Origin of the sequence: Actinokineospora bangkokensis (assembly GCF_001940455.1) — a bacterium.
GTDB classification, from domain to species: domain Bacteria; phylum Actinomycetota; class Actinomycetes; order Mycobacteriales; family Pseudonocardiaceae; genus Actinokineospora; species Actinokineospora bangkokensis.
This window is the reverse complement of sequence record NZ_MKQR01000007.1, coordinates 391,195-409,853: the sequence shown is the minus strand read 5'-3', so window position 1 is coordinate 409,853 and position 18,659 is coordinate 391,195. Positions and strand designations below refer to the sequence as shown.

The following is an 18,659-nucleotide window of genomic DNA, read 5'->3' as shown; positions in this document are numbered from 1 at the left end:
GGTCGGCGGGCGCACCACCCACGACCCCAGGAGAACCATGCGCACCTCGATCAAGGCGCTCGCCGCCGCCGTCGCCGCCGCGGGCGCGGCCTGCCTGCTCGCCACCCCGGCCGCCGCGACCGGCGCGGGCGCGCCGGACCTGCTCGTGCTCGGTTCCGACGGGGTGCTCAGCCGCCACGACGGCGACCGGCTCAAGCACGTGGAGAAGAAGGTCAGGATCACCGGCCTGGGCGCCGGGGACCGCCTGGTCGGCATCGACGTGCGCCCGGCGACCGGCGGCGTCTACGGCATCGGCAAGTCCGGCCAGCTGTACACGGTGGACGCCCGGAGCGGCAGGGCCACCGCGGTGGGCGCGCCGGTCGCGCTGTCCGGCACCGCCGTGGGCTTCGACTTCAACCCCACGGTGGACCGCATCCGGCTGGTGACCGACGCGGGGCAGAACCTGCGCCTGGTGCCCGACACCGGCGCGGTCGCGGCGACCGACGGCGCGCTCGCCTACGCCCCCGGTGACCGCCTGGCGGGCAAGACCCCCGCCGTCTCCGCCGCCGGCTACACCAACAGCGTGGCGGGTGCCACCAGCACGGGCCTGTACGTGATCGACACCCGCTCCGACACCCTCGCCACCCAGGGCACCCTGCCCGGCGCGACGCCCGCGGTGTCGCCCAACACCGGGCAGCTGTTCACCACCGGCAAGCTCGGCATCGGCATCACCGAGGCCAACGGCTTCGACATCAGCGGGACCAGCGGTGCCGCGGTCGCCGCCGTGCGCACCGAGGGCCTGCTCGGCCTGCTGAGCGCCCGCGCCCTCACCCGGGTCGACCTCGCCACCGGCCGCCTGACGTTCCTCGCGTTCCTGTCGTCGACCCCGGTCGGCATCGCGTTCGTCAAGTAGCCCGCCGGTGGGCTTGCCCCCGGGTGCTGCCCGGGGGCAAGCCCACCGCGACAGGTTGCGGAGGACAACCACCCATCCCTCCACAATAGACTTCCCGGCTCGGCGCACCGCCGTGGACGCCCCAGGGGCGCGACGCGGTGCGCTTCGTCACGTTTGGGGTCACCTACCCCGGCTGGACCGTGTGCCACTATGGCCAGGAAAGGTCGAGGGGGAGTCATGGACGAGACAGATGAGCCCAGTGACCCCGATCTGATCAGCTCGGTCAGGGAGGGGGACACCGAGGCGTTCAGCGTCCTCTACGAGCGGCACGTGGAAGCGGCGACCAAGCTCGCGCGGCACCTGGAGCGGTCCGCCGCGGCCGCGGAGGACCTGGTGTCCGAGGCGTTCTCGAAGGTGTTCGACGCGCTCAAGCACGGCAGGGGGCCGGACCTCGCGTTCCGCCCCTACCTGCTGACCGCCGTCCGCAACACCGCCTACACCCGGTCCCGCAAGGAACGCCGCGTCAACCTCGTCGACGACGTGACGCAGGCGGCGGGGGTCCGGGTGGAGGCGCTGAGCGTCCCGTTCACGGACCCGGCGATCGCGGGGTTGGAGCGGGCGCTGACGGCGAAGGCGTTCGCCTCGCTGCCCGAGCGGTGGCAGGCGGTCCTGTGGCACCTGCACGTGGAGGGGCAGGCCCCGCGCGACGTGGCGCCGTTGCTGGGGCTGACCCCCAACGGGGTGTCCGCGCTGGCTTACCGCGCTCGGGAGGGCATGCGCCAGGCCTACCTCCAGGCGCACCTCGCCGAGGCGGCGGACCCGGCCTGCCGCGCGACCGCCGAACGGCTCGGGGCGTGGGTGCGGGGCGGTCTCAAGGCGCGCGAACGGGCCCAGGTGGAGTGCCACCTCGACGGGTGCGGCCGGTGCCGCTCGCTCGTGGCGCACCTGCACGAGGTGAACAGCGGTCTGGGCGCGCTGATCGCCCCGCTGGTCCTGGGTCCGGCGGCGGTGGCCTACCTCGCCGCGACACCGGGCGCGGGGTGGGGCGTGGCGGCTACCGCTGCCGCGGGCACGTCGGGGTCCGCCGGAACCGGTTCGAGCTCGGTGCGCCAAGCGGCCATCGCGGGCGTCTCCGGGCTCATGCTCGTCGCGGCGGTCGTGGCGGCCGCCGCGGTCACACCGGCCGGGGCCCAGGTGCCCGCCACCGGGCAGGGGGTCGCGGCAGGCACCCCGGAGCAGCAGGCGCCCGCGGGTGGCCGGCCTGCCCAGACGACGCCCGAGGCGCAGGACCCGGCCGCCGCACCTCCCGGCGGGACCGGACCCGCCGAGCCGCCACCCGCGCCGGGCGCCTCCGCGCCCACCGGGCCGGGTAGCCCGCCGCCCAGCCCCAGCCGCCCACCGGGCGCCGCCCAGCCGCCCGGGTCCAGCCCGGCGCCGGGCACCAGCCCGGCCAAGCTGGAGATCGGCGTCGACGGGACCGAGCACGAGCTCGAACCCGGGCAGGCCGTGGACCTCCCGGTGCGGGTGCGCAACACCGGCGGGGCGCCGTCCGAGCCGATCTCCCTCGTCCTGCGCCTCCCGCAGGGCGTGCACGCCACCCAGGCGCGGGCGGCGTCCTCGTGCTCGGGCGACACCGAGGTCGTGTGCACCGGCGGTCCGCTCGCCCCCGGGGAGTCGCACGACTTCGTGGTGCGGTTGATGGCCGAGGAAGGCGCGCCGGGCGGCGTGATCTCGGGGAGCGTCGGCGGCGCCGAGATCCGCATCGTCGTCACGGTGCGCGAGCAGGCGGGTTCGGACGGGGTGTCGCTGGCGGTGTTCGCACGACCGGGCGTCGGTGACGGACCTGTGCTGGACACCGTCGTGCGCAACACGGGCTCGCGCCCCGGCCGGGTCTCGGTGGTGTTCGACCGCCCCGTCCAGCGGGTCGGCTCAGCGGGGTTCGAGTGCGCGGGCGCGGTCTGCACGAGCGACGAGCCGCTCCAGCCGTGGGCGGTCGCGCGGTTGGCGGTGCGCCTGGCCAGGCCCGCGCCGGAGGACCGGGTGGTCCTCGTCGAGGCGAGGATCGGCTCGGCCGTCGACCGCGAGGAGCAGCAGCTGTGGTGGCCCAGGGACCGGCCGCGCGCCTAGACGGCCTGTTCCTCGGTCGCGTCCCCGGCTTCCTCTGCCTGGACCGGCGGGGCGGGGTGGTCCGGCTCGGCAGGCGGCTGGTCCGGCTGGGTCGGTTCGCCCGCGGCCTCGGCGGGTTCGACCGCGGGGGTCTCGGCCGGGTCCTCGCGCTTCCAGGGCAGTCCCGCGCGTTCGCTGAGGTACGCGGCGGAGTAGGCCACCGCGTCCCCGTCGAGCAGGTGGACCACCGGTCGGTGGCCGTGCACCGCGGCGAGGGTCGCGATGAGCGTGTTGGCGCAATCGCGCGCTGACACGAGATCGCCGTCCGCCCGGTCCACGAGCTCTTCCCCGTCGTGCTTGACGGTGACCACCCACCCGCCACCCGACTCCTGGTAGTCCACGTAGACCGCGTCCTGCACGCGTCCGCCTCCCTCGCTTCGGCTGCTCACGGAAGAGGAAGACAACGACCGCGGCCGATCCTGACGACGCTTGAGGCAGCTCACACCCGCGCGGCGCCGCGGTGGACCGCCACCGAGGCGAGCTAGCGCCGTTATCGGAAATGGCTCAGCGGCAGCAGGTCGTCATGCGGACTCGGCCGCCCCTCGGCGGTCGCGGCCCGTGCCGCCCGGGGCCTCCCCGTTCGCCGCCGCGCGGAGGTCGGCCTCGAACGATTCGAGGAACTGCTTGGCGGACTCCTGGTCCCCGATGTCGTGGCAGATGTCGATGGCCATCCGCCCCGCGTCCGAGGCCGCCCTGCTCCGCCCCTCGGGGCGGACGAACCGGACCCTCGTGAGGGCCGAACGCAGCCTGTGGGCCTGCCACCACGACATCACGCCTCCCGCGCTGGGTCTTTCCGGGTTCACTCCAGGTACCCGGTGCCGCCGGTGATCACCACCGGTTCCCGCGGTCGGGCACGGGACGCGCACACGGCGACGGGGTCCGCCGCGCCGCGGGCGGGACCGGTCGAGGGCCGAACGGGCGCGCGTCCCGAGTGGCCGGATCGGCGCGCCGGGGCCGGTGGTGATCCGCACGGGTGCCCCGACATCCGGCCGAGCGGCGCTCCGGCTACCCGCGCGCCCACCCGGCAAACGCTTGGCAGCACCCCGCCGCCCACATTTCCCGAATCGCGCACCTCACGCACCCGGATGCCGCCAAAACATCGCCGTGCACACTTTCCCGAGAATTAACCGGGAACGTGTGTCGCCTCACAAAAACGCTTTCCGACCAACCCGACCGGCGCGGTACGGTCGAAGTCCACAGGAAATGATTTCACTCGATCAGGCGATGGCGAGGTTCGTCCATGGCGTTGCGCGCGCGATCGCGCCCGATCCGCTCGACAGTCCTGTTAGCCCTGATCACGCTGGGCCTCTTGCTCGCTGGCGCAGGGAATTCGGCAGCGGCCGGGGGCGTGCGGACGGCCGCGGTGGCCGCCGCCGACCAAGCGGAACAGGATCCGGCGGATGACGGGCAATTGCTCCCACCCGCCCCGGCGAATGAATTCGACGGCGACCCGGGAGAATTCCGGAGCCGTTCCACTGTCGAACCGGTTCCGCCTGCGGAACCGGGTACCGGAATCGGGCAGTGGGCGGTGATCGGACTGCTGGTCCTGGTGTCGGTGCTGCTGACCGGGGTGGCCGGGTCGACGCTGTGGTGGATGCTGCACGCCTGGCGCACGCCGCAGGCGCTGGCCGCGACCGGCTTCACCCGGCGCGCGGCGAGCAGGCCGCTGTCGTTCTCGCTGCTGGTCCCGGCGCGGCACGAGCAGGCGGTGCTGGGGACCACGTTGGACACCCTGGCCGCGATCGACCACCCGGACTTCGAGGTGCTGGCGATCATCGGGCACGACGACCCGGAGACCGAGGCCGTGGCGCGCGCCGCCGCCGAGCGCCACCCCGGCGTCATCCGCGTGGTCATCGACCACAGCCTGCCCAAGAACAAGCCCAAGGCGCTCAACACGGCCCTGGCCGAGTGCCGCGGCGAGGTCACCGGCGTGTTCGACGCCGAGGACGACGTGCACCCGGACCTGCTCCGGCTGGTGGAGGGCCGGTTCGACGAGACCGGGGCGGACGTCGTGCAGGCCGGGGTGCAGCTGATGAACATCCACTCGACGTGGTGGTCGCTGCGCAACTGCCTGGAGTACTACTTCTGGTTCCGCTCGCGGCTGCACTACCACGCCGACGCCCGGTTCATCCCGCTCGGCGGCAACACCGTGTTCACCAGGACCGCGCTGCTGCGCGAGCACGGCGGCTGGGACCCCGAGTGCCTGGCCGAGGACTGCGAGATCGGTGTGCGGCTGTCCTCGGCGGGGGCGGTGGTCGCGGTGGCCTACGACCCCGAGGTCGTCACCCGGGAGGAGACCCCGGACACCGTGCGGTCGCTGGTGAAGCAGCGCACCCGCTGGGACCAGGGCTTCCTGCAGGTGCTGCGCAAGGGCGAGTGGCGGCGGCTGCCGGGCCGCGGGCAGCGGGCGCTGGCCCGCTACACCCTGGCGATGCCGTTCCTGCAGGCGTTCACCGGGGTCATGATCCCCATCGCGGTCGTGGTGATGCTGACCGCCAAGGTGCCCACGCCGGTCACCCTGCTGACGTTCCTGCCCCTGGCCCCCACGGTGATCACCCTGGTGGTGGAGGTGGCGGGGCTGGGCGAGTTCGCCCGCTCGTTCGGGCTGCGCGCCCGGCCGCGCGACTACCTGCGGCTGGTCCTGGGCACGTTCCCGTACCAGGTGCTGCTGGCGTTCGCCGCGCTGCGCTCGATCTGGCGCGAGGCGCGCGGCGACGGCAGCTGGGAGAAGACGGCCCACTCCAACCTGCACCGCGCACCCGCGGTCGAGCCCGCGGGGAGCACCCGGTGACCACGACACTCGACCGGCCCGGCACCACCGGGCCGCAGGCGTCCACGCCGCGTCCCCACCGCGTCGCGGAGTGGTTGCGCGTGCGCCGCACGTCCCTGCTCGTCGCGGCGCCGCTGGTGCTGCTGACCGGTCTCATGCGCTGGATCGGGCTCACCACCGCCCCGCAGCGCATCGACGACGAGGGCACCTACGTCGCGCAGGCCTACGCCGCGTCGCACTTCGGGGAGCTGTCGCACTACACCTACTGGTACGACCACCCGCCCCTGGGCTGGCTCCAGATCTCGGCCTACACCGCGCTCACCGGCGCGTTCGACCGCGCCCCCAACGCCGTGGCGGCGGGCCGCGAGTTCATGGTGCTGGCCGCCGCGGTCAGCGCGGCGCTGCTGTGGCTGCTGGCCCGCAGGCTCGGGGTGTCGCGGTTCGGCGCCGGGGCGGCCGTCGCGGTGATGGCGCTGTCGCCGCTGGCGTTGCAGTTCCAGCGCACGGTGTACCTGGACAACGTGGCGACCCCGTGGGTGCTGGGCGCGTTCGTGCTCGCCCTCTCCCCGCAGCGGCGCCTGCTGGCCACCGCGGGCGCGGCGGTCGCCTTCGCGGTGGCGGTGCTGAGCAAGGAGACCTACCTGCTGCTGCTCCCGGTGCTGGTGTGGCTGGTGTGGCGCAACGTCGACCGCAGCACCCGCCGCTACGTGCTGGCCGTCGCCGCGTCGGTGTTCGTCCTGGCGGGGCTGTCCTACGTGCTGCTGTCGGTGCTCAAGGGCGAGCTGGTGCCCGGCGCCGGGCGGGTCAGCCTGCTCGACGGCGTCCGGTTCCAGCTGGTCGGCCGCGAGTCCAGCGGCAGCCTGTTCGACCCCGCGAGCCTCAGCCGCCGCAACACCGGGATCTGGCTCGCGCTGGACACGGCCTTCCCGGTGGCGGCGTTGGTGGCCGCCGTGGCCGCCCTGTGGTCGACGCGGCTGCGGCCGGTGGCCGCCGGGTTCCTGTTCCTGCTGCTGGTGGTGCTGCGGCCGGGCTACCTGCCGGTGCCGTACGTGATCGCGATGATCCCGCTGGGCGCGCTGCTGGTCGGTGGGGTTCTCGACATCGCCGTGCGCCGGGCCCGGCGCCCGCGCGCCCGGCGGGTCGCGGTGCCGGTCCTCGTCGCGGCCGTGCTCGGGGTCGCCACCGCGGCGCCCGCGTGGGCGGGCCAGTGGCGGGGACTGCTGGTCGCCGACCTGGACGCGCCCGTGCGCCAGGCCGAGGAGTGGGTGCGCGGCAACGTCCCGGTCGACGACCGGGTCGTGGTCGACGACGCCCTGTGGGTGGACCTGGTGCGCGCGGGCCGCGCCCGCGAGGACGTCGTCTGGTACTACAAGGTGGACACCGACCCCGCGGTCGTCGCGCTGGCCCCCGGCGGGTGGCGGGACTACGACTGGGTGGTCTCCACCAACTCGCTGCGCACGTTCCCCGACGGCTTCCCGGTCGTCGAGCAGGCCATGCGCTCGGCCACCGCGGTCGCCACCTTCGGCACCGGCCGGGACCGCGTCGACATCCTGCGCGTGGACAAGCGCGGCCCGGAGGTGCTCGCGCGGCAGACCGCCGCCGACCGGGACGCCCGCCTGCGCTTCGGCCGGGCGCTGGCGGCCAACCCCGGGCTGGCGCTGGGCGACCCAGCCCGGCGGCTGCTCCTCGACGGGCAGGTCGACGCGCGCCTGCTCGGCACCATCGCCACCGCCCTGACCTCGGGGCCGGTGGCGGTCACCGACTTCCCCGGCGTCGCCGGGGAGGACATCGCCGGTCAGCCGCGCAGGCAGGCGCTGTTCACCGGGACCCGCCTCGCCGGGTTCTACCGGGACCAGCAGCCGCCGTACCGGCCCGCCTCGACCACCGAGGGCCCGGACGGCCTCGCCGTGTCGTACCCGCCGACCGCCCCACCGGGGCTGCTCGGTGAGCTGACCGCCCCCTGACCGGCGTCCCCACTGGAAGGAACCACCAGCATGCCCCGCTCCCTGGCAGCCACCACCTCCGCGGCCGCGCTCGCCGCGGTCCTGGTCGGGCTCGGCTTCCCCGCCGCGGCCCACGCCGCCCCGGCCACCCCGACCGGGTGGATCCGGGTCGGGCACCTGTCCCCCGACACCCCCGCGGTCGACGTCTACCTGTCCACGTTCGACGGCACCGCCCGCGAGACCATCCGCAAGGCCGCCTACGGCGACATCTCCCCCTACGCCACGCTGCGGCCCGGCGAGTACACCGTGGCGATGCGCCCCGCGGGGTCCGACGCGCGGTCCCCCGCCATGCTGCTGCGGACCGTGCGCGTGGACGCGGGGTCGGCGGCGACGGTGCTGGCCGTGGGTACCCGGGACCAGTTGCGCAACGCCGTGGTCGTCGACGACCTGTCGGCCCCCGCCGACGGCAAGGCCAAGGTCCGGCTCATCCAGGGTGCGCCGAGCCAGGAGCGGGTCGACGTCGTCGCCGAGGGCGGCCCGGTGCTGGCCCGCGACGTCGTCTACGGCACCGCCACCGGCTACGCCGAGGTGCCCGAGGGGCGCTGGACGCTGAAGGTCGCCGGGTCGAGCACGCCCGGTTCCACCGCCCCCGCCTCGGGCAGCTCCTCGGAGCAGGCCGTCGACGCCCGCGCGGCCACCGTGCAGTCGCTGCTCGTGCTGGACAAGCCGGGCGGCGGCTTCGAGGTGCGCCCGGTCGCCGACGGGTCCGGCGTGCCCACCCCGCCCGCGGGCGGGGTGGAGACCGGCGGGGGCGGCACCGCCGCGCACCCGGCCGGTCTCGGCGCCGCGGGTCTGGTGGTGGTCGTCATCGGGGGTGTCGCCGTCCTGCTGCGCCGCCGGGACCTCTGGTCGCGGTGATCCCGCTGCGCGCAGCCGTCGCCGCGGTCGTGCTGGCCGCGGCGACGGCCTGCTCAGCGGGGGGCGATCCGGCCCAGGGCACCGCCAGGGCGGCCGCCGCCGCGTTCCTCGACCGCTACGCCGACCCCGACGGCCGGGTCGTGCGCCGGGACCAGGGCGGTGACACCGTCAGCGAGGGGCAGGCGTACGCGATGCTGCTCGCCGTCGCGGCGGGCGACGCCGACCGGTTCCGGTCGGTGTGGCGCTGGAGCGCCGAGCACCTGCGGCGCCCGGACGGGCTGCTGTCCTGGCGGTGGGTCGACGGGCGGGTCAGCGATCCCAACTCCGCCACCGACGCCGACCTCGACGCCGCCCGGGCGCTGGTCGTCGCCGGTACGCGGTTCGCGGACCCGGCGCTGGCCGCGGACGGCCGGGCGCTCGCGACCGCCGTCCTCGACCACGCCACCGCCGAGGCGGGCGGGTCCCGCTTCCTCGTCGCGGGCAACTGGGCGCGGGCCGCGCCGCCCACGGTGAACCCCAGCTACCTGTCCCCCGCGGCCACCACCACCCTCGCCCGCGCGACCGGCGACCCGCGCTGGGCGCAGGTCGCCGCCGCGGGCCGCGGCCAGCTCGACGACCTCATGGCGGGCGGCGGGCTGCCACCGGACTGGTCCACCGTGGACGGTTCAGGCCGCGCCTCGCCCACCGCGCTGGGCACCGCCGAACCCCAGTACGGCCTCGACGCCGCCCGCACCGCGCCCCGCTTCGCGGAGTCCTGCGCGCAGGACGACCGCGCCGTGGCCGCCCGCGCCGTCCCCCGGGGCGACCCGCGGGGCGTGCACGCCCTCGACGGCACGCCCAGGGTGGACTGGCAGCACCCGCTCGGGCTCGTCGCCGCCGCGGCCGCGGACCCCGGCAGGCGGGCCGAACTGCTCGACCGGGCCGACGCCCTCCAGGCAGGCACGCCCACCTACTACGGGGCGGCGTGGACCGCCCTGGGCCGCGTCCTGCTCACCACCGACCTGCTCAGCGCCTGCGAGGACCCCGCATGAGGACCCTGGCCACCGCCGCCTGCCTGCTCACCCTGACCGCCTGCGGCACCGCGGAGCGGCCCGTCACCGCTCCGCCGCCGACGACCAGCACCACCGCCCCGGGGCCGCAGCCGCTGCCAGAGCGAGCCGCCACCACGGCGCAGCGGGTCACCATCCCGTCGATCGGTGTCGACTCGACCCTCGTGCCCCTCACCCTCGACGCCGCGGGGGCGCTGCAAGCACCGAGCGACTACGCCCTGGCGGGGTGGTACACCGACGGCCCCACCCCCGGCGACCCCGGGCCCGCGGTGATCGCGGGCCACGTCGACTCCCGCTCCGGCCCGGCGGTGTTCTTCCGGTTGCGCGACCTGGTCCCCGGTGACCGGGTCGCCGTCACCCGCTCCGACGCCACCAGCGCGAGCTTCACCGTCGACGCCGTCGAGCGCTACCCCAAGGCGGAGTTCCCGACCGCGGCCGTCTACGGCCCCACCCCCGGCCCGTCCCTGCGCCTGATCACCTGCGGCGGCGACTTCGACAGCGGCAAGCGCTCCTATGAGGACAACATCGTCGTCTACGCCACGGCTGACGCATCGTGACGCCCGCACCGGGATCCAAGGCGCACGAACCTGTTCAGCACCGAAGCCGCCAAGGCGGGCATCAGCGGTCGGCGGACTCCCGGTGCCCCCGCTCGCGCCGGTTGCGCTCCTGCCGTTCCCGCTCGCGGCGGCCGTAGGTCGCGTTGCGGATGGTCTCCTCGTCCTCCAGGCTCGACCCGAGCGCGCCCGCGACGATGCCGACCGAGGTGCACAGCCACACCAGGTTCAGGTAGGACCCCGCACCGACCGGGTGGCCCAGCGTCTGCGCGAAGTAGTCGCTGTTGATCAGCACAGCCGCGCCGAGCAGCGAGAGCACGAACAGGATCGCGTACATGCACGCCACCCCGATCGCCAGCGTGGTCGCCGTGGAGATGTTGTACAGCACCGCCTTGCGCCGCTCGGCGGCGTCGCGGGGGCGGTCCCGGAGGCGGTTGTACACGACCAGCCACGCCGTCATCACCAGGATGGCCACCACCGAGATCACCGCCAGCCGCAGCGGGGAGAGGGCGTCGGCGAGCTTCCAGAACGAACTGGTGATGACGCCGTAGGCGGCGGTCCCCGCCGCGGCCGCGGTGGCGCCCGCGAGGTGGGGGACGAGCCGACCCGGGCGGTTGTCGCGCACCATCCCGGCCAGCAGCCGCAGCCTCCCGCGCAGCCCGACCAGGGCGACGTGCGTCTGAGCAGACCCGTCGTCGTCGGACAGCGGTTTCGTGGGGGCCAGCGCCTCGCTCAACCGCGTCACCCCGCCCTGGTCACCGGGATCGCCCTCGGCGCCGGAGCGCCGCGACAGCAGGTGCCGCACCACGCGGACGAGCAGCGCCCGCGCCCGCCGCCGCACCAGGACGGCGCCGAGCGCGGGCAGCGAGATCACCGCAACGCCGTGGTCGACGTCGACACCGGCGGCGACGGGGCTGGTCCCCGACCGCCGGGGCAGGTCGGTGACCAGGACCAGCAGGTCCCAACCCCGGTCGCGCCGGTGCCGCCGCGACAGCTCCCGCATCGGGATCTCGCCGTCGTCGTCCAGCGGCAGCTGGTCGACGACGTGCTCCACCCGCCACCGCGCCTGCCCGCCCACCTGCGCGGCGAGGACCTCGGGCAGCTCATCGGCGAGCGAGGTGACCACCTGCTCAGGCAACCCCTCGTCGGCCAGCACGCCGACCACCACCTGGTGCCGTTCGTCCACGGTGCCCACCTCGCTCGTCGATGTCGCCGGTCGGTCGGTCACGCCTTGAGGACGACCTTCTCGCAGTCCTCCTGCTTGTTCTTGAAGAGCTCGAAGCCGCGCGGGGCCTCCTCCAGCGGCAGGGTGTGGGTGATGATCCGGGTGGGATCGATCTCCCCGCGCTCGATGCGCTCCAGCAGCGGCTGGGTGTAGCGCTGCACGTGGCACTGCCCCGTGCGCAGGGTCAGCGACCGGTTCATCCACGCGCCCGCCGGGAACTTGTCCAGCAGTCCGCCGTAGACGCCGATCACCGACACCACCCCGCCGCTGCGGCAGGACAGGATCGCCTGGCGCAGCGCGTGCGGGCGCTCGGTCTCCGACCGCACGGCCTGCTTGACCCGGTCGTAGGCGGCGACGTGCGCGCTGCCGTGGGTGGCCTCCAGGCCGACCGCGTCGATGCACTTGTCCGGGCCGCGCCCGCCGGTCAGCTCCAGCAGCGCCGACCGCACGTCGACCTCGTCGAAGTTCAGCGGGGTGTGGCCCGCCGCCTCGGCCATCCGCAGCCGGTAGGGCTCCTTGTCGATGGCGATGACCCGCGCGGCGCCGAGCAGCCGGGCGCTGTCCATGGCGAACTGGCCCACCGGGCCCGCGCCCCACACGGCCACCACGTCGTCGGGCTGGATGTCGCACATCTCGGCGCCCATGTAGCCGGTGGGCAGGATGTCGGACAGGAACAGCACCTGCTCGTCAGTCAGGTCGGACCCGACCTTGACCGGGCCGACGTCGGCGAACGGCACCCGCGCGTACTGCGCCTGCCCGCCCGCGTACCCGCCGGTCAGGTGCGAGTAGCCGAAGATCCCGGCGACCGGGTGGCCGAACATCTTCTCCGCGATCCCGGCGTTGGGGTTGGAGTTCTCGCAGCAGGAGTACAGCTCGGCGGCGCAGGCGCCGCACGCGCCGCAGCTGATCGGGAACGGCACGACGACCCGGTCCCCGACGCGCAGCCGGTCCGGGGCCACGTCCCGGCCGACCTCGACGACCTCGCCCATGAACTCGTGGCCGAGGATGTCGCCGTCCTGCATCGTCGGCACGTACCCGTCGACCAGGTGCAGGTCCGAGCCGCAGATCGCGGTGGAGGTGATCCGGACAATGGCGTCGCGGCCGTTGAGGATCTTCGGGTCCGGCACGTCGCGGACCTCGACCTTGTTGCGGCCCGCCCAGGTGTTCGCCCTCATGCGCCCGCTCCCTTCTCCAGTTCGGCGTCGGACAACGGCTGCGCGGGGCGCTGCGGGAACTCCTGGCGCGCCCGCTTGCCCCAGGGGGCGCCGTCGGACCGGGCCACCTCCCCGGTCTCCAGCACCTGCTTGAGCCTGCGCAGGTCGTCGTCGAGCTGCTGGTGCGGTTCCTCGCCGAAGTACTTGGCGACCGCCTTGCCCACCGCGCCGCCCGGGATCTCGTAGGCCAGCGCCACGTGCACCTCGGTGCTCACCCCGTCCGGGGCGGGGACGAACCGGACGGCGCCCTGGTTCGGCACGGCGGCGTCCCCGGTCGAGCGCCACTCGATCCGCTCGTCGGCGGTCTCGCCGGTGATCTCCGCGTCCCACTCGACGCTCTTGCCGAACGGTGCGCTGGCCGACCAGTGGCTCGTCCGGTCGCCGGTGGTGCGCACCTCCTCCAGGTGCGCCATGAAGGTGGGGAGGTTCTCCAGGTCGCGCCAGAACGCGTACACCTCCGTCGCGGGTTTGCGGATGGTCGTCGTCGCGGTCAGGTCCATGGGTTCTCCTTCGCGTGCGCCCCGCGCACCGGGCGCGGGGTCGGTGTCCTTCGCTCGACCGGCCCGCACCGCGGTCAGCACGTCCACGAGGGTGATCCCGGCTATGGCGCCGGTGATGCCCACGAGCCGCCGCCGCCGGGCCCCGGTGCGGTGGGAGAGGGCCACGCCCAGCGCGGTCAGGTCCATCGCGTCGCCCGCGACCCTGGTCCACGCCCAGAAGCCCTTGCGCCCGCTGGTCAGGAGCCCGGCGGCGTGCACCAGCTCCCGAGCCCCGACCAGCGGCACGACCACCCGCGACCGCGCGGAGTCGTCCACACCGCTGATCCGGCGCACCCGGTCCGGTGCCACCAGCTGCGCCGCACCCAGCCCGAGGCTGAGCCACCCCAGCAACCGACCCCGCCGCCGCACCCCCTCCCGCCCCGCTCGCCCTGCCGTACGTCGTGCCGGGTGGTGCGCCATGAGCAGCCTCCGCATCCGATCGCGCCCTGTCCGTCCGAGCCCGGACGAGCGTCGCGGTGACATCCGCACCGCGGCCCCCCAGACGAAGGTGCGGCTACCCCCCGGAAATCCCGTTAATCACCGTGTTGCAATGTCCCTTGCGGACGGTGGTAGAGATCCCTGACAAGGCGCCAAGAATGTTTGCCGCGCTTAACCGTGGACGTTCAACTCTTGCCGCATAGCGTGCTCGGCACGGCTGGGACGGTGCCTGTTGACGACTCAAGGATCGCGGACTCCCCAGCGAACACGGCCGACGCCGCGCGAACGCGCACGCAGCCGCGTGGTGCCACCGCCAGTTTGGGAGTACGCAACTGCCAACTGCTGTCCCGGTCTTCATCCGTCGAGGACAGCGGCGATAACGCGGCGCAGTGGGAACGGATCCGCCGAGTACCCGGTCATCGCCAAGCTCTTGCCCGACGCCCCGCATACCTCCGACACCTCTCTGCTGGAGCCGTAGGCGTACGACAGCCAACTGGAGCACGCCAGCGATGGAGTGATCCGACTTGACGTTCACTCCTCGCCGTTGCGGTAGAGGACGCGCCGGAGTCGGTCCGGATCGATCAGCAGATCCAACAGGTAGAGATAACCCAGAAGGGACAGGTCGGGGGGCACCTCTCCAGTGTGGTGTGCCATGAGGGCCTTGACCCGGTTCTGCGCGTTCGCTCTATTGCTTCCAAATCCGTGGGTCGCGTTCCGCAGCAGCTTGACATACTCGGCAGCTGCTGCTTCTAGCGACATCTTCTCGATGACACGTCCGCGGTCAAGGACGTCAATGGATGTTGCACCCGCTTGGCGCGCGACGTAGAAGCCGTACTGGACTTGGCGCAGTGCCTCAACCGCACGAGCGGCGGCCGGTAGGAGGATCGGTTTGGCGCCCTCGGGGATGGCCTGCTCGAGCCGGTGCAACGTGGTGGTCGCGAACTTCAATGAAGCGATGCCTTCGATGTTTTGCGCCGTAAGTCTCTGCACGGTGTCGAGAGTGGAGAACAACAGAACACGCCGCGCTTCTAGATCGCGGTGCGCGGCTTGCAGCGAACACACTCTGCGGAAGAGCTGTTCCACAGTGCTGAGCCCCTGGATGTGCTTGGCCGAGGAGTAGTTGCCCGCAGCGTCGGTGAACACAGCCGGGTCGGTCAGAACCCCGAGCATCTTGTCGATCTTCGACACCCACCACTCGATCGCATCCGCGCACGCAGCAGGACTGATCGCAGTTCCCAGGACGGCCTTGTCCGCTGTGCGCAGGGGGAGTGCTTGCAGTGGCTCCACCGCCTCGCCCGACGCGCCAGGGAGGCACCGCCCGAAGGTGTAGACGATAACCCCTGCGGGGCGGACAGCGTGCTGGGCCCAGACCGCTGGCGTGAGCGCACCGAGCAGTGGCCCGAGGTAGGCGTCCATCAAGGTGGCACCGTCGAGCAGGTGTTCCGAAGACGCGAACGCCAGGTCATCCGCCTCCAAGGCCGCGCGCACCCCACTGGTATCTCCCGCCGCCAACCGGCTGTCGTACTGGACGCGGGCGAGGGTGCCCGGCATCCGCATGCGGAACTGGAGCTCACGGCGACCGCTGACCACGTGAACACCCGGGTCAGTGAAGTAGGGGTCACCGTTCTGACCTGGGAGGCTTTTCAGCCTTTTCAGCGCAGTCTCGACGGTGGCAGGTAGATCTGCCTCGGAAGCGAAACTCGTATCAAGTCTCACGAGGTTGAACGTGTTGACCGCCGATCCTACGGCTGCCACCTTGGCGGCAATGCGTCCACGGGCCCGCTGGTACTCGATGTGCGCTTGGGTTCCGCCGGGTGGTGGTTGGGCATGCCCGAGGATGTCGAATCTGGGCGGACGCCTGCGGGCACCAGCGATGTGCTGAACCTCCACCAGGTTGGGGGCGACGTTCCGGTACCGCTCCACCGGCTGGATGCGCCATGCGTCGGTATCGGCTTCGCGCGTGGCGTGCATCTCGACAGTCTTGAAGTAGGCAACCGGGTCGCCACCCCATAGCCAGGAAGGCACCTCAATCACAGCTGCACGCGGCGGATTTCTCGACACTGCTAGCGCACCTTCCCATCTTCCAGCTCGGTACTATCCCCAAGCCGTCTGCCGACCGGGCTCGTGCTCACGTCTCAACCAGAGGCCCTTGCGCTGGAGCATCGCCCGCAGAGTAATCCGCAACTTGGGTGGACGCACCCAAGCTCACTCAAGTGCCATCCTCGATGGACGGGCAGCTACCTCTACAACGTGCGTCTACAGATCCGTTCGGCATCTCAACGCGCTTCGGCAAGCTCCCATCCCACAAGCGCGCCGGTCGAGGTACCGGGAACATCTGGTCACAGCGGAGCCACCGACCAACGTCAGTGGTCGTGGGGGTGGCGCTCGTCGTAGTCGGAGCGGGCGGTGTCGACGGTGGCGAGGTTGTCGACGACCCACGCCAGGAGGGTTTGCAAGGGGGCTTGGAGGGTGCGGCCCAAGGGGGAGATGCGGTATTCGACCGCCACCGGTTCGGTGGAGAGGACCACGCGGTCGACCACGCCGTTGCGTTCGAGCCTGCGCAGGCACGCGGTGAGGGACTTGGGGGTGACGGCGGGCAGGTGCTGGCGGAGTTCGTTGAAGCGCTGGGGGCGGTCGCAGAGGGCGTTGAGCACCAGCAGCGACCACTTGTCGAAGAGCTGGTCGAGCAGGCGGCGCCCCTCGTCGTCGAGGTCCATCCCGGCCATGGCGGTCTCCTCGGCGATACCTGGTCTCGTTGAAGTACCTGGAAGGTATCAGATATACCTCGGATACCTGGTTCCCGACCGGCTGGAGGCCACCATGACCGACACCTACTCGACCCTGCGGGTCTCCGCCGCGGGCGGCGTGGCGCACGTCGTGATCGACAACCCGCCCGTCAACCTGCTCGACGCCGCCCTCATGACCGACCTGGACCGGTTCGCGGGCGCGGTGGCGCGGGACCCCGAGGTGCGGGTGGTGGTCTTCGACAGCGCCGACCCGGACTTCTTCGTCGCGCACGGCGACATGCGCATCGCGCAGGACCCCGTGGCGTTCGCCGCGCTGGACACGGCCCCGGAGCAGGACCCGGCGCTGAACCCGATGATGCGCCTGCACGAGCGCGTGCGGGCGCTGCCGCAGATCACCATCGCCAAGCTGCGCGGGGTGGCCCGCGGGGGCGGCGCGGAACTGCTCTCCGCGATGGACATGCGCTTCGCCGCCCGCGAGCGCGCGGGCTTGGCCCACCCGGAGGCCAGGATGGGCATCATCCCCGGCGCGGGCGCGACCGCCTACCTGCCCGGGCTGCTCGGCCGCGCCCGCGCGCTGGAGGTCATCCTCGGCGCCGGGCTCGTCGACGCCGTCACCGCCGAGCGGATCGGCTGGGTGAACCGCGCCGTCCCGGGCGCCGAGCTCGACCACGTCGTCGACACCCTCGCCGCCCGCATCGCCGCCCTCGCGCCGGGTGTCGCGCGCGCGGCGGTCGAGGCCGTCGACGCCGCCGCCACCTCGACCGCCCACGGGCTGCGCACCGCCGACCGCCTCCTCCACGACCTCTTCGGCACCCCCGCCGCCGCCCGCCTCGGCCGAGCGGCCCTCGCCGCGGGCGCGCAGACCCGCGAGGGCGAGCGCCACCTCGAAACCCTGATCGACAACCTCACCTGACCCCCCGCTGTTCTGCTCGCTGTGAACCCCGGTCCGACCGGGCTCGACCACGGCTAGCGTCGAGCCCATGGGGATCACCACGCGCGAGGTCCGATACACGGCCGACGGCCTGACGATGGTGGGGCACCTCGCGCTCCCGGCAGGCGTCGACCGCCGACCCGCGGTGCTGGTCGGACCGGAGGGCACCGGGCTCAGCGACGTCGAGCGCCGCCGGGCCGACGCGCTCGCGGGGTTGGGGTACGTGGCGCTGGCCTTCGACCTGCACGGCGGGCGCTACCTGGCCGACCCCGACGAGATGCTGGCCCGCTGCCTGCCGCTGCTGGCCGACCCCGACCGGATGCGGGACATCGGCCACGCCGCCCTCGCGGTGCTGCGCGCCGAACCGCGCAGCGACCCCGACCGGATCGCCGCCATCGGCTACGGCACCGGGGGCGCCATCGGGCTCGAACTCGGCCGCGACGGCGTCGACCTGCGCGCGATCGGGACGGTCAACGCCGTGACCACGGGCAGGCCGGGCGAGGCCGCCCGCATCCGCTGCCCGGTGTGGGCCGGTGTCGGGTCCGACGACCCGATCATGCCGCCCGCGCAGCGGGAGGCGTTCACCGCCGAGATGCAGGCCGCGGGCGTCGACTGGCGCCTGGTGGTCTACGGCGGCGCGCTGCACGCCTTCCACCACCCGGCGGTCGACCACGCCACCCTGCCCGGCGTCGGCCACCACCCGCGGCACGCGCAGCGGGCCTGGCGCGACGTCGTCGACCTGCTCACCGAGTGCGTCCCCGTGGCGGGGTGAGCGCGCGGCCGGTCAGCGGGCGTCGCCGGGACCCGCGCCCGCGTCAGCGAGGACGTCGTCCAGGTGGGCGCTGGTCATGTCGACCACGGCTTCCAGGAAGCGGTGCACGGTGGCCAGTTCGTCCTCGGTGAAGTCCTCGCCCACGGCGGCCAGGCGGGTGGCGAGCCCGCCGAAGTAGCGGTGGCCGGTCCTGGTGCCCTCGGTGGTGACCTCCAGGCGCACGACGCGGCGGTCGCGGTGGTCGCGGACCCTGCGGACGTGGCCCAGCCGTTCGAGCCGGTCCAGGACGAGGGTGGTGCCGCCGGAGGACAGGCCGAGGCGCTGGCGCAGGTCGCTGACGGTGGTGGGGGCGCCGTCCTGCTGGGCTTGGCCGATCAGGGTCAGCGCGCGCATGTCGACGTGCTCCATGCCGAGGCGGCCGGAGATCGTCTCCCCCAGGCGCAGGCCGAGCAGCCCGTAGGTCCGCAGGAGCAGGCCGATGCGGCGGGTCGTCGAGTTGCGGGCGGTCACCGGGCCAGCTTA

At 73.5% G+C, this 18,659-nt stretch carries 17 protein-coding genes; 9 read left to right on the top strand and 8 right to left on the bottom strand.

The window, feature by feature from the left end:
- Window positions 1-37: 37 nt before the first annotated feature.
- Window positions 38-892 carry a DUF4394 domain-containing protein gene (locus BJP25_RS06225; RefSeq protein ID WP_075973792.1) on the top strand — a complete coding sequence of 285 codons (855 nt, stop codon included), beginning with the start codon at window positions 38-40 and terminating at the stop codon, window positions 890-892.
- Between the two features lie 216 nt (window positions 893-1,108).
- Window positions 1,109-2,998 (top strand): sigma-70 family RNA polymerase sigma factor, encoded by a 1,890-nt coding sequence (locus BJP25_RS06220; RefSeq protein WP_075973791.1) that lies wholly within the window; start codon window positions 1,109-1,111, stop codon window positions 2,996-2,998.
- On the opposite strand, the gene BJP25_RS06215 is transcribed toward BJP25_RS06220, so the two are convergent.
- Window positions 2,995-3,396: a hypothetical protein gene (locus BJP25_RS06215; protein WP_075973790.1), complete on the bottom strand. Its 402-nt coding sequence runs from the start codon at window positions 3,394-3,396 to the stop codon at window positions 2,995-2,997. The two genes, BJP25_RS06220 and BJP25_RS06215, sit on opposite strands and share 4 nt — an antisense overlap.
- A gap of 162 nt (window positions 3,397-3,558) precedes the next feature.
- The gene (locus BJP25_RS34020; RefSeq protein ID WP_158075604.1) at window positions 3,559-3,708 is read right to left on the bottom strand and encodes a hypothetical protein; all 150 of its coding nucleotides are present in this window, start codon (window positions 3,706-3,708) and stop codon (window positions 3,559-3,561) included.
- An 857-nt stretch (window positions 3,709-4,565) separates the two neighbouring features.
- Between BJP25_RS34020 and BJP25_RS06205 the strand changes: the two genes are divergently transcribed.
- From BJP25_RS06205 to BJP25_RS06185, 5 genes are read left to right on the top strand one after another with little or no spacing between them, the layout of a single operon-like run.
- Window positions 4,566-5,828, top strand: coding sequence for a glycosyltransferase (locus BJP25_RS06205; protein WP_075973788.1), 1,263 nt, complete (start codon window positions 4,566-4,568; stop codon window positions 5,826-5,828).
- A complete protein-coding gene (locus BJP25_RS06200; RefSeq protein WP_075973787.1) occupies window positions 5,825-7,771 on the top strand; it encodes a hypothetical protein in 1,947 nt (648 codons plus the stop codon). Before BJP25_RS06205 ends, BJP25_RS06200 begins: the two co-directional genes overlap by 4 nt.
- 30 nt (window positions 7,772-7,801) lie before the next feature.
- Window positions 7,802-8,668, top strand: coding sequence for a DUF4397 domain-containing protein (locus BJP25_RS06195; RefSeq protein ID WP_075973786.1), 867 nt, complete (start codon window positions 7,802-7,804; stop codon window positions 8,666-8,668).
- A complete protein-coding gene (locus BJP25_RS06190) occupies window positions 8,665-9,699 on the top strand; it encodes a glycosyl hydrolase family 8 (RefSeq protein WP_075973785.1) in 1,035 nt (344 codons plus the stop codon). Before BJP25_RS06195 ends, BJP25_RS06190 begins: the two co-directional genes overlap by 4 nt.
- Complete coding sequence (locus BJP25_RS06185; protein WP_075973784.1) at window positions 9,696-10,274, top strand: class F sortase; 579 nt, start codon at window positions 9,696-9,698, stop codon at window positions 10,272-10,274. Before BJP25_RS06190 ends, BJP25_RS06185 begins: the two co-directional genes overlap by 4 nt.
- Window positions 10,275-10,335: 61 nt before the next feature.
- Here the strand turns inward: BJP25_RS06185 and BJP25_RS06180 are convergent, their stop codons facing one another.
- The 5 genes from BJP25_RS06180 to BJP25_RS06160 all read right to left on the bottom strand — a co-directional run bounded on the left by BJP25_RS06180 (window position 10,336) and on the right by BJP25_RS06160 (window position 16,413).
- The gene (locus BJP25_RS06180) at window positions 10,336-11,457 is read right to left on the bottom strand and encodes a hypothetical protein (RefSeq protein ID WP_075974120.1); all 1,122 of its coding nucleotides are present in this window, start codon (window positions 11,455-11,457) and stop codon (window positions 10,336-10,338) included.
- Window positions 11,458-11,495: 38 nt separating this feature from the next.
- On the bottom strand, window positions 11,496-12,671 hold the full coding sequence (locus BJP25_RS06175) for a zinc-dependent alcohol dehydrogenase (protein ID WP_075973783.1): 1,176 nt from the start codon (window positions 12,669-12,671) through the stop codon (window positions 11,496-11,498).
- On the bottom strand, window positions 12,668-13,558 hold the full coding sequence (locus BJP25_RS06170) for an SRPBCC family protein (RefSeq protein WP_233157927.1): 891 nt from the start codon (window positions 13,556-13,558) through the stop codon (window positions 12,668-12,670). Before BJP25_RS06170 ends, BJP25_RS06175 begins: the two co-directional genes overlap by 4 nt.
- Before the next feature lie 660 nt (window positions 13,559-14,218).
- Window positions 14,219-15,658, bottom strand: coding sequence for a hypothetical protein (locus BJP25_RS06165; RefSeq protein WP_158075603.1), 1,440 nt, complete (start codon window positions 15,656-15,658; stop codon window positions 14,219-14,221).
- Window positions 15,659-16,050: 392 nt separating this feature from the next.
- Window positions 16,051-16,413: a winged helix-turn-helix transcriptional regulator gene (locus tag BJP25_RS06160; protein WP_075973780.1), complete on the bottom strand. Its 363-nt coding sequence runs from the start codon at window positions 16,411-16,413 to the stop codon at window positions 16,051-16,053.
- 94 nt (window positions 16,414-16,507) lie between these two features.
- On the opposite strand from BJP25_RS06160, the gene BJP25_RS06155 reads away from it, so the two are divergent.
- Window positions 16,508-17,347, top strand: coding sequence for an enoyl-CoA hydratase/isomerase family protein (locus BJP25_RS06155; RefSeq protein WP_075973779.1), 840 nt, complete (start codon window positions 16,508-16,510; stop codon window positions 17,345-17,347).
- 67 nt (window positions 17,348-17,414) lie between these two features.
- Window positions 17,415-18,137, top strand: coding sequence for a dienelactone hydrolase family protein (locus tag BJP25_RS06150; RefSeq protein WP_075973778.1), 723 nt, complete (start codon window positions 17,415-17,417; stop codon window positions 18,135-18,137).
- Between the two features lie 12 nt (window positions 18,138-18,149).
- Here the strand turns inward: BJP25_RS06150 and BJP25_RS06145 are convergent, their stop codons facing one another.
- Window positions 18,150-18,647, bottom strand: coding sequence for a MarR family transcriptional regulator (locus tag BJP25_RS06145; RefSeq protein ID WP_075973777.1), 498 nt, complete (start codon window positions 18,645-18,647; stop codon window positions 18,150-18,152).
- Between the last annotated feature and the right edge of the window lie 12 nt (window positions 18,648-18,659).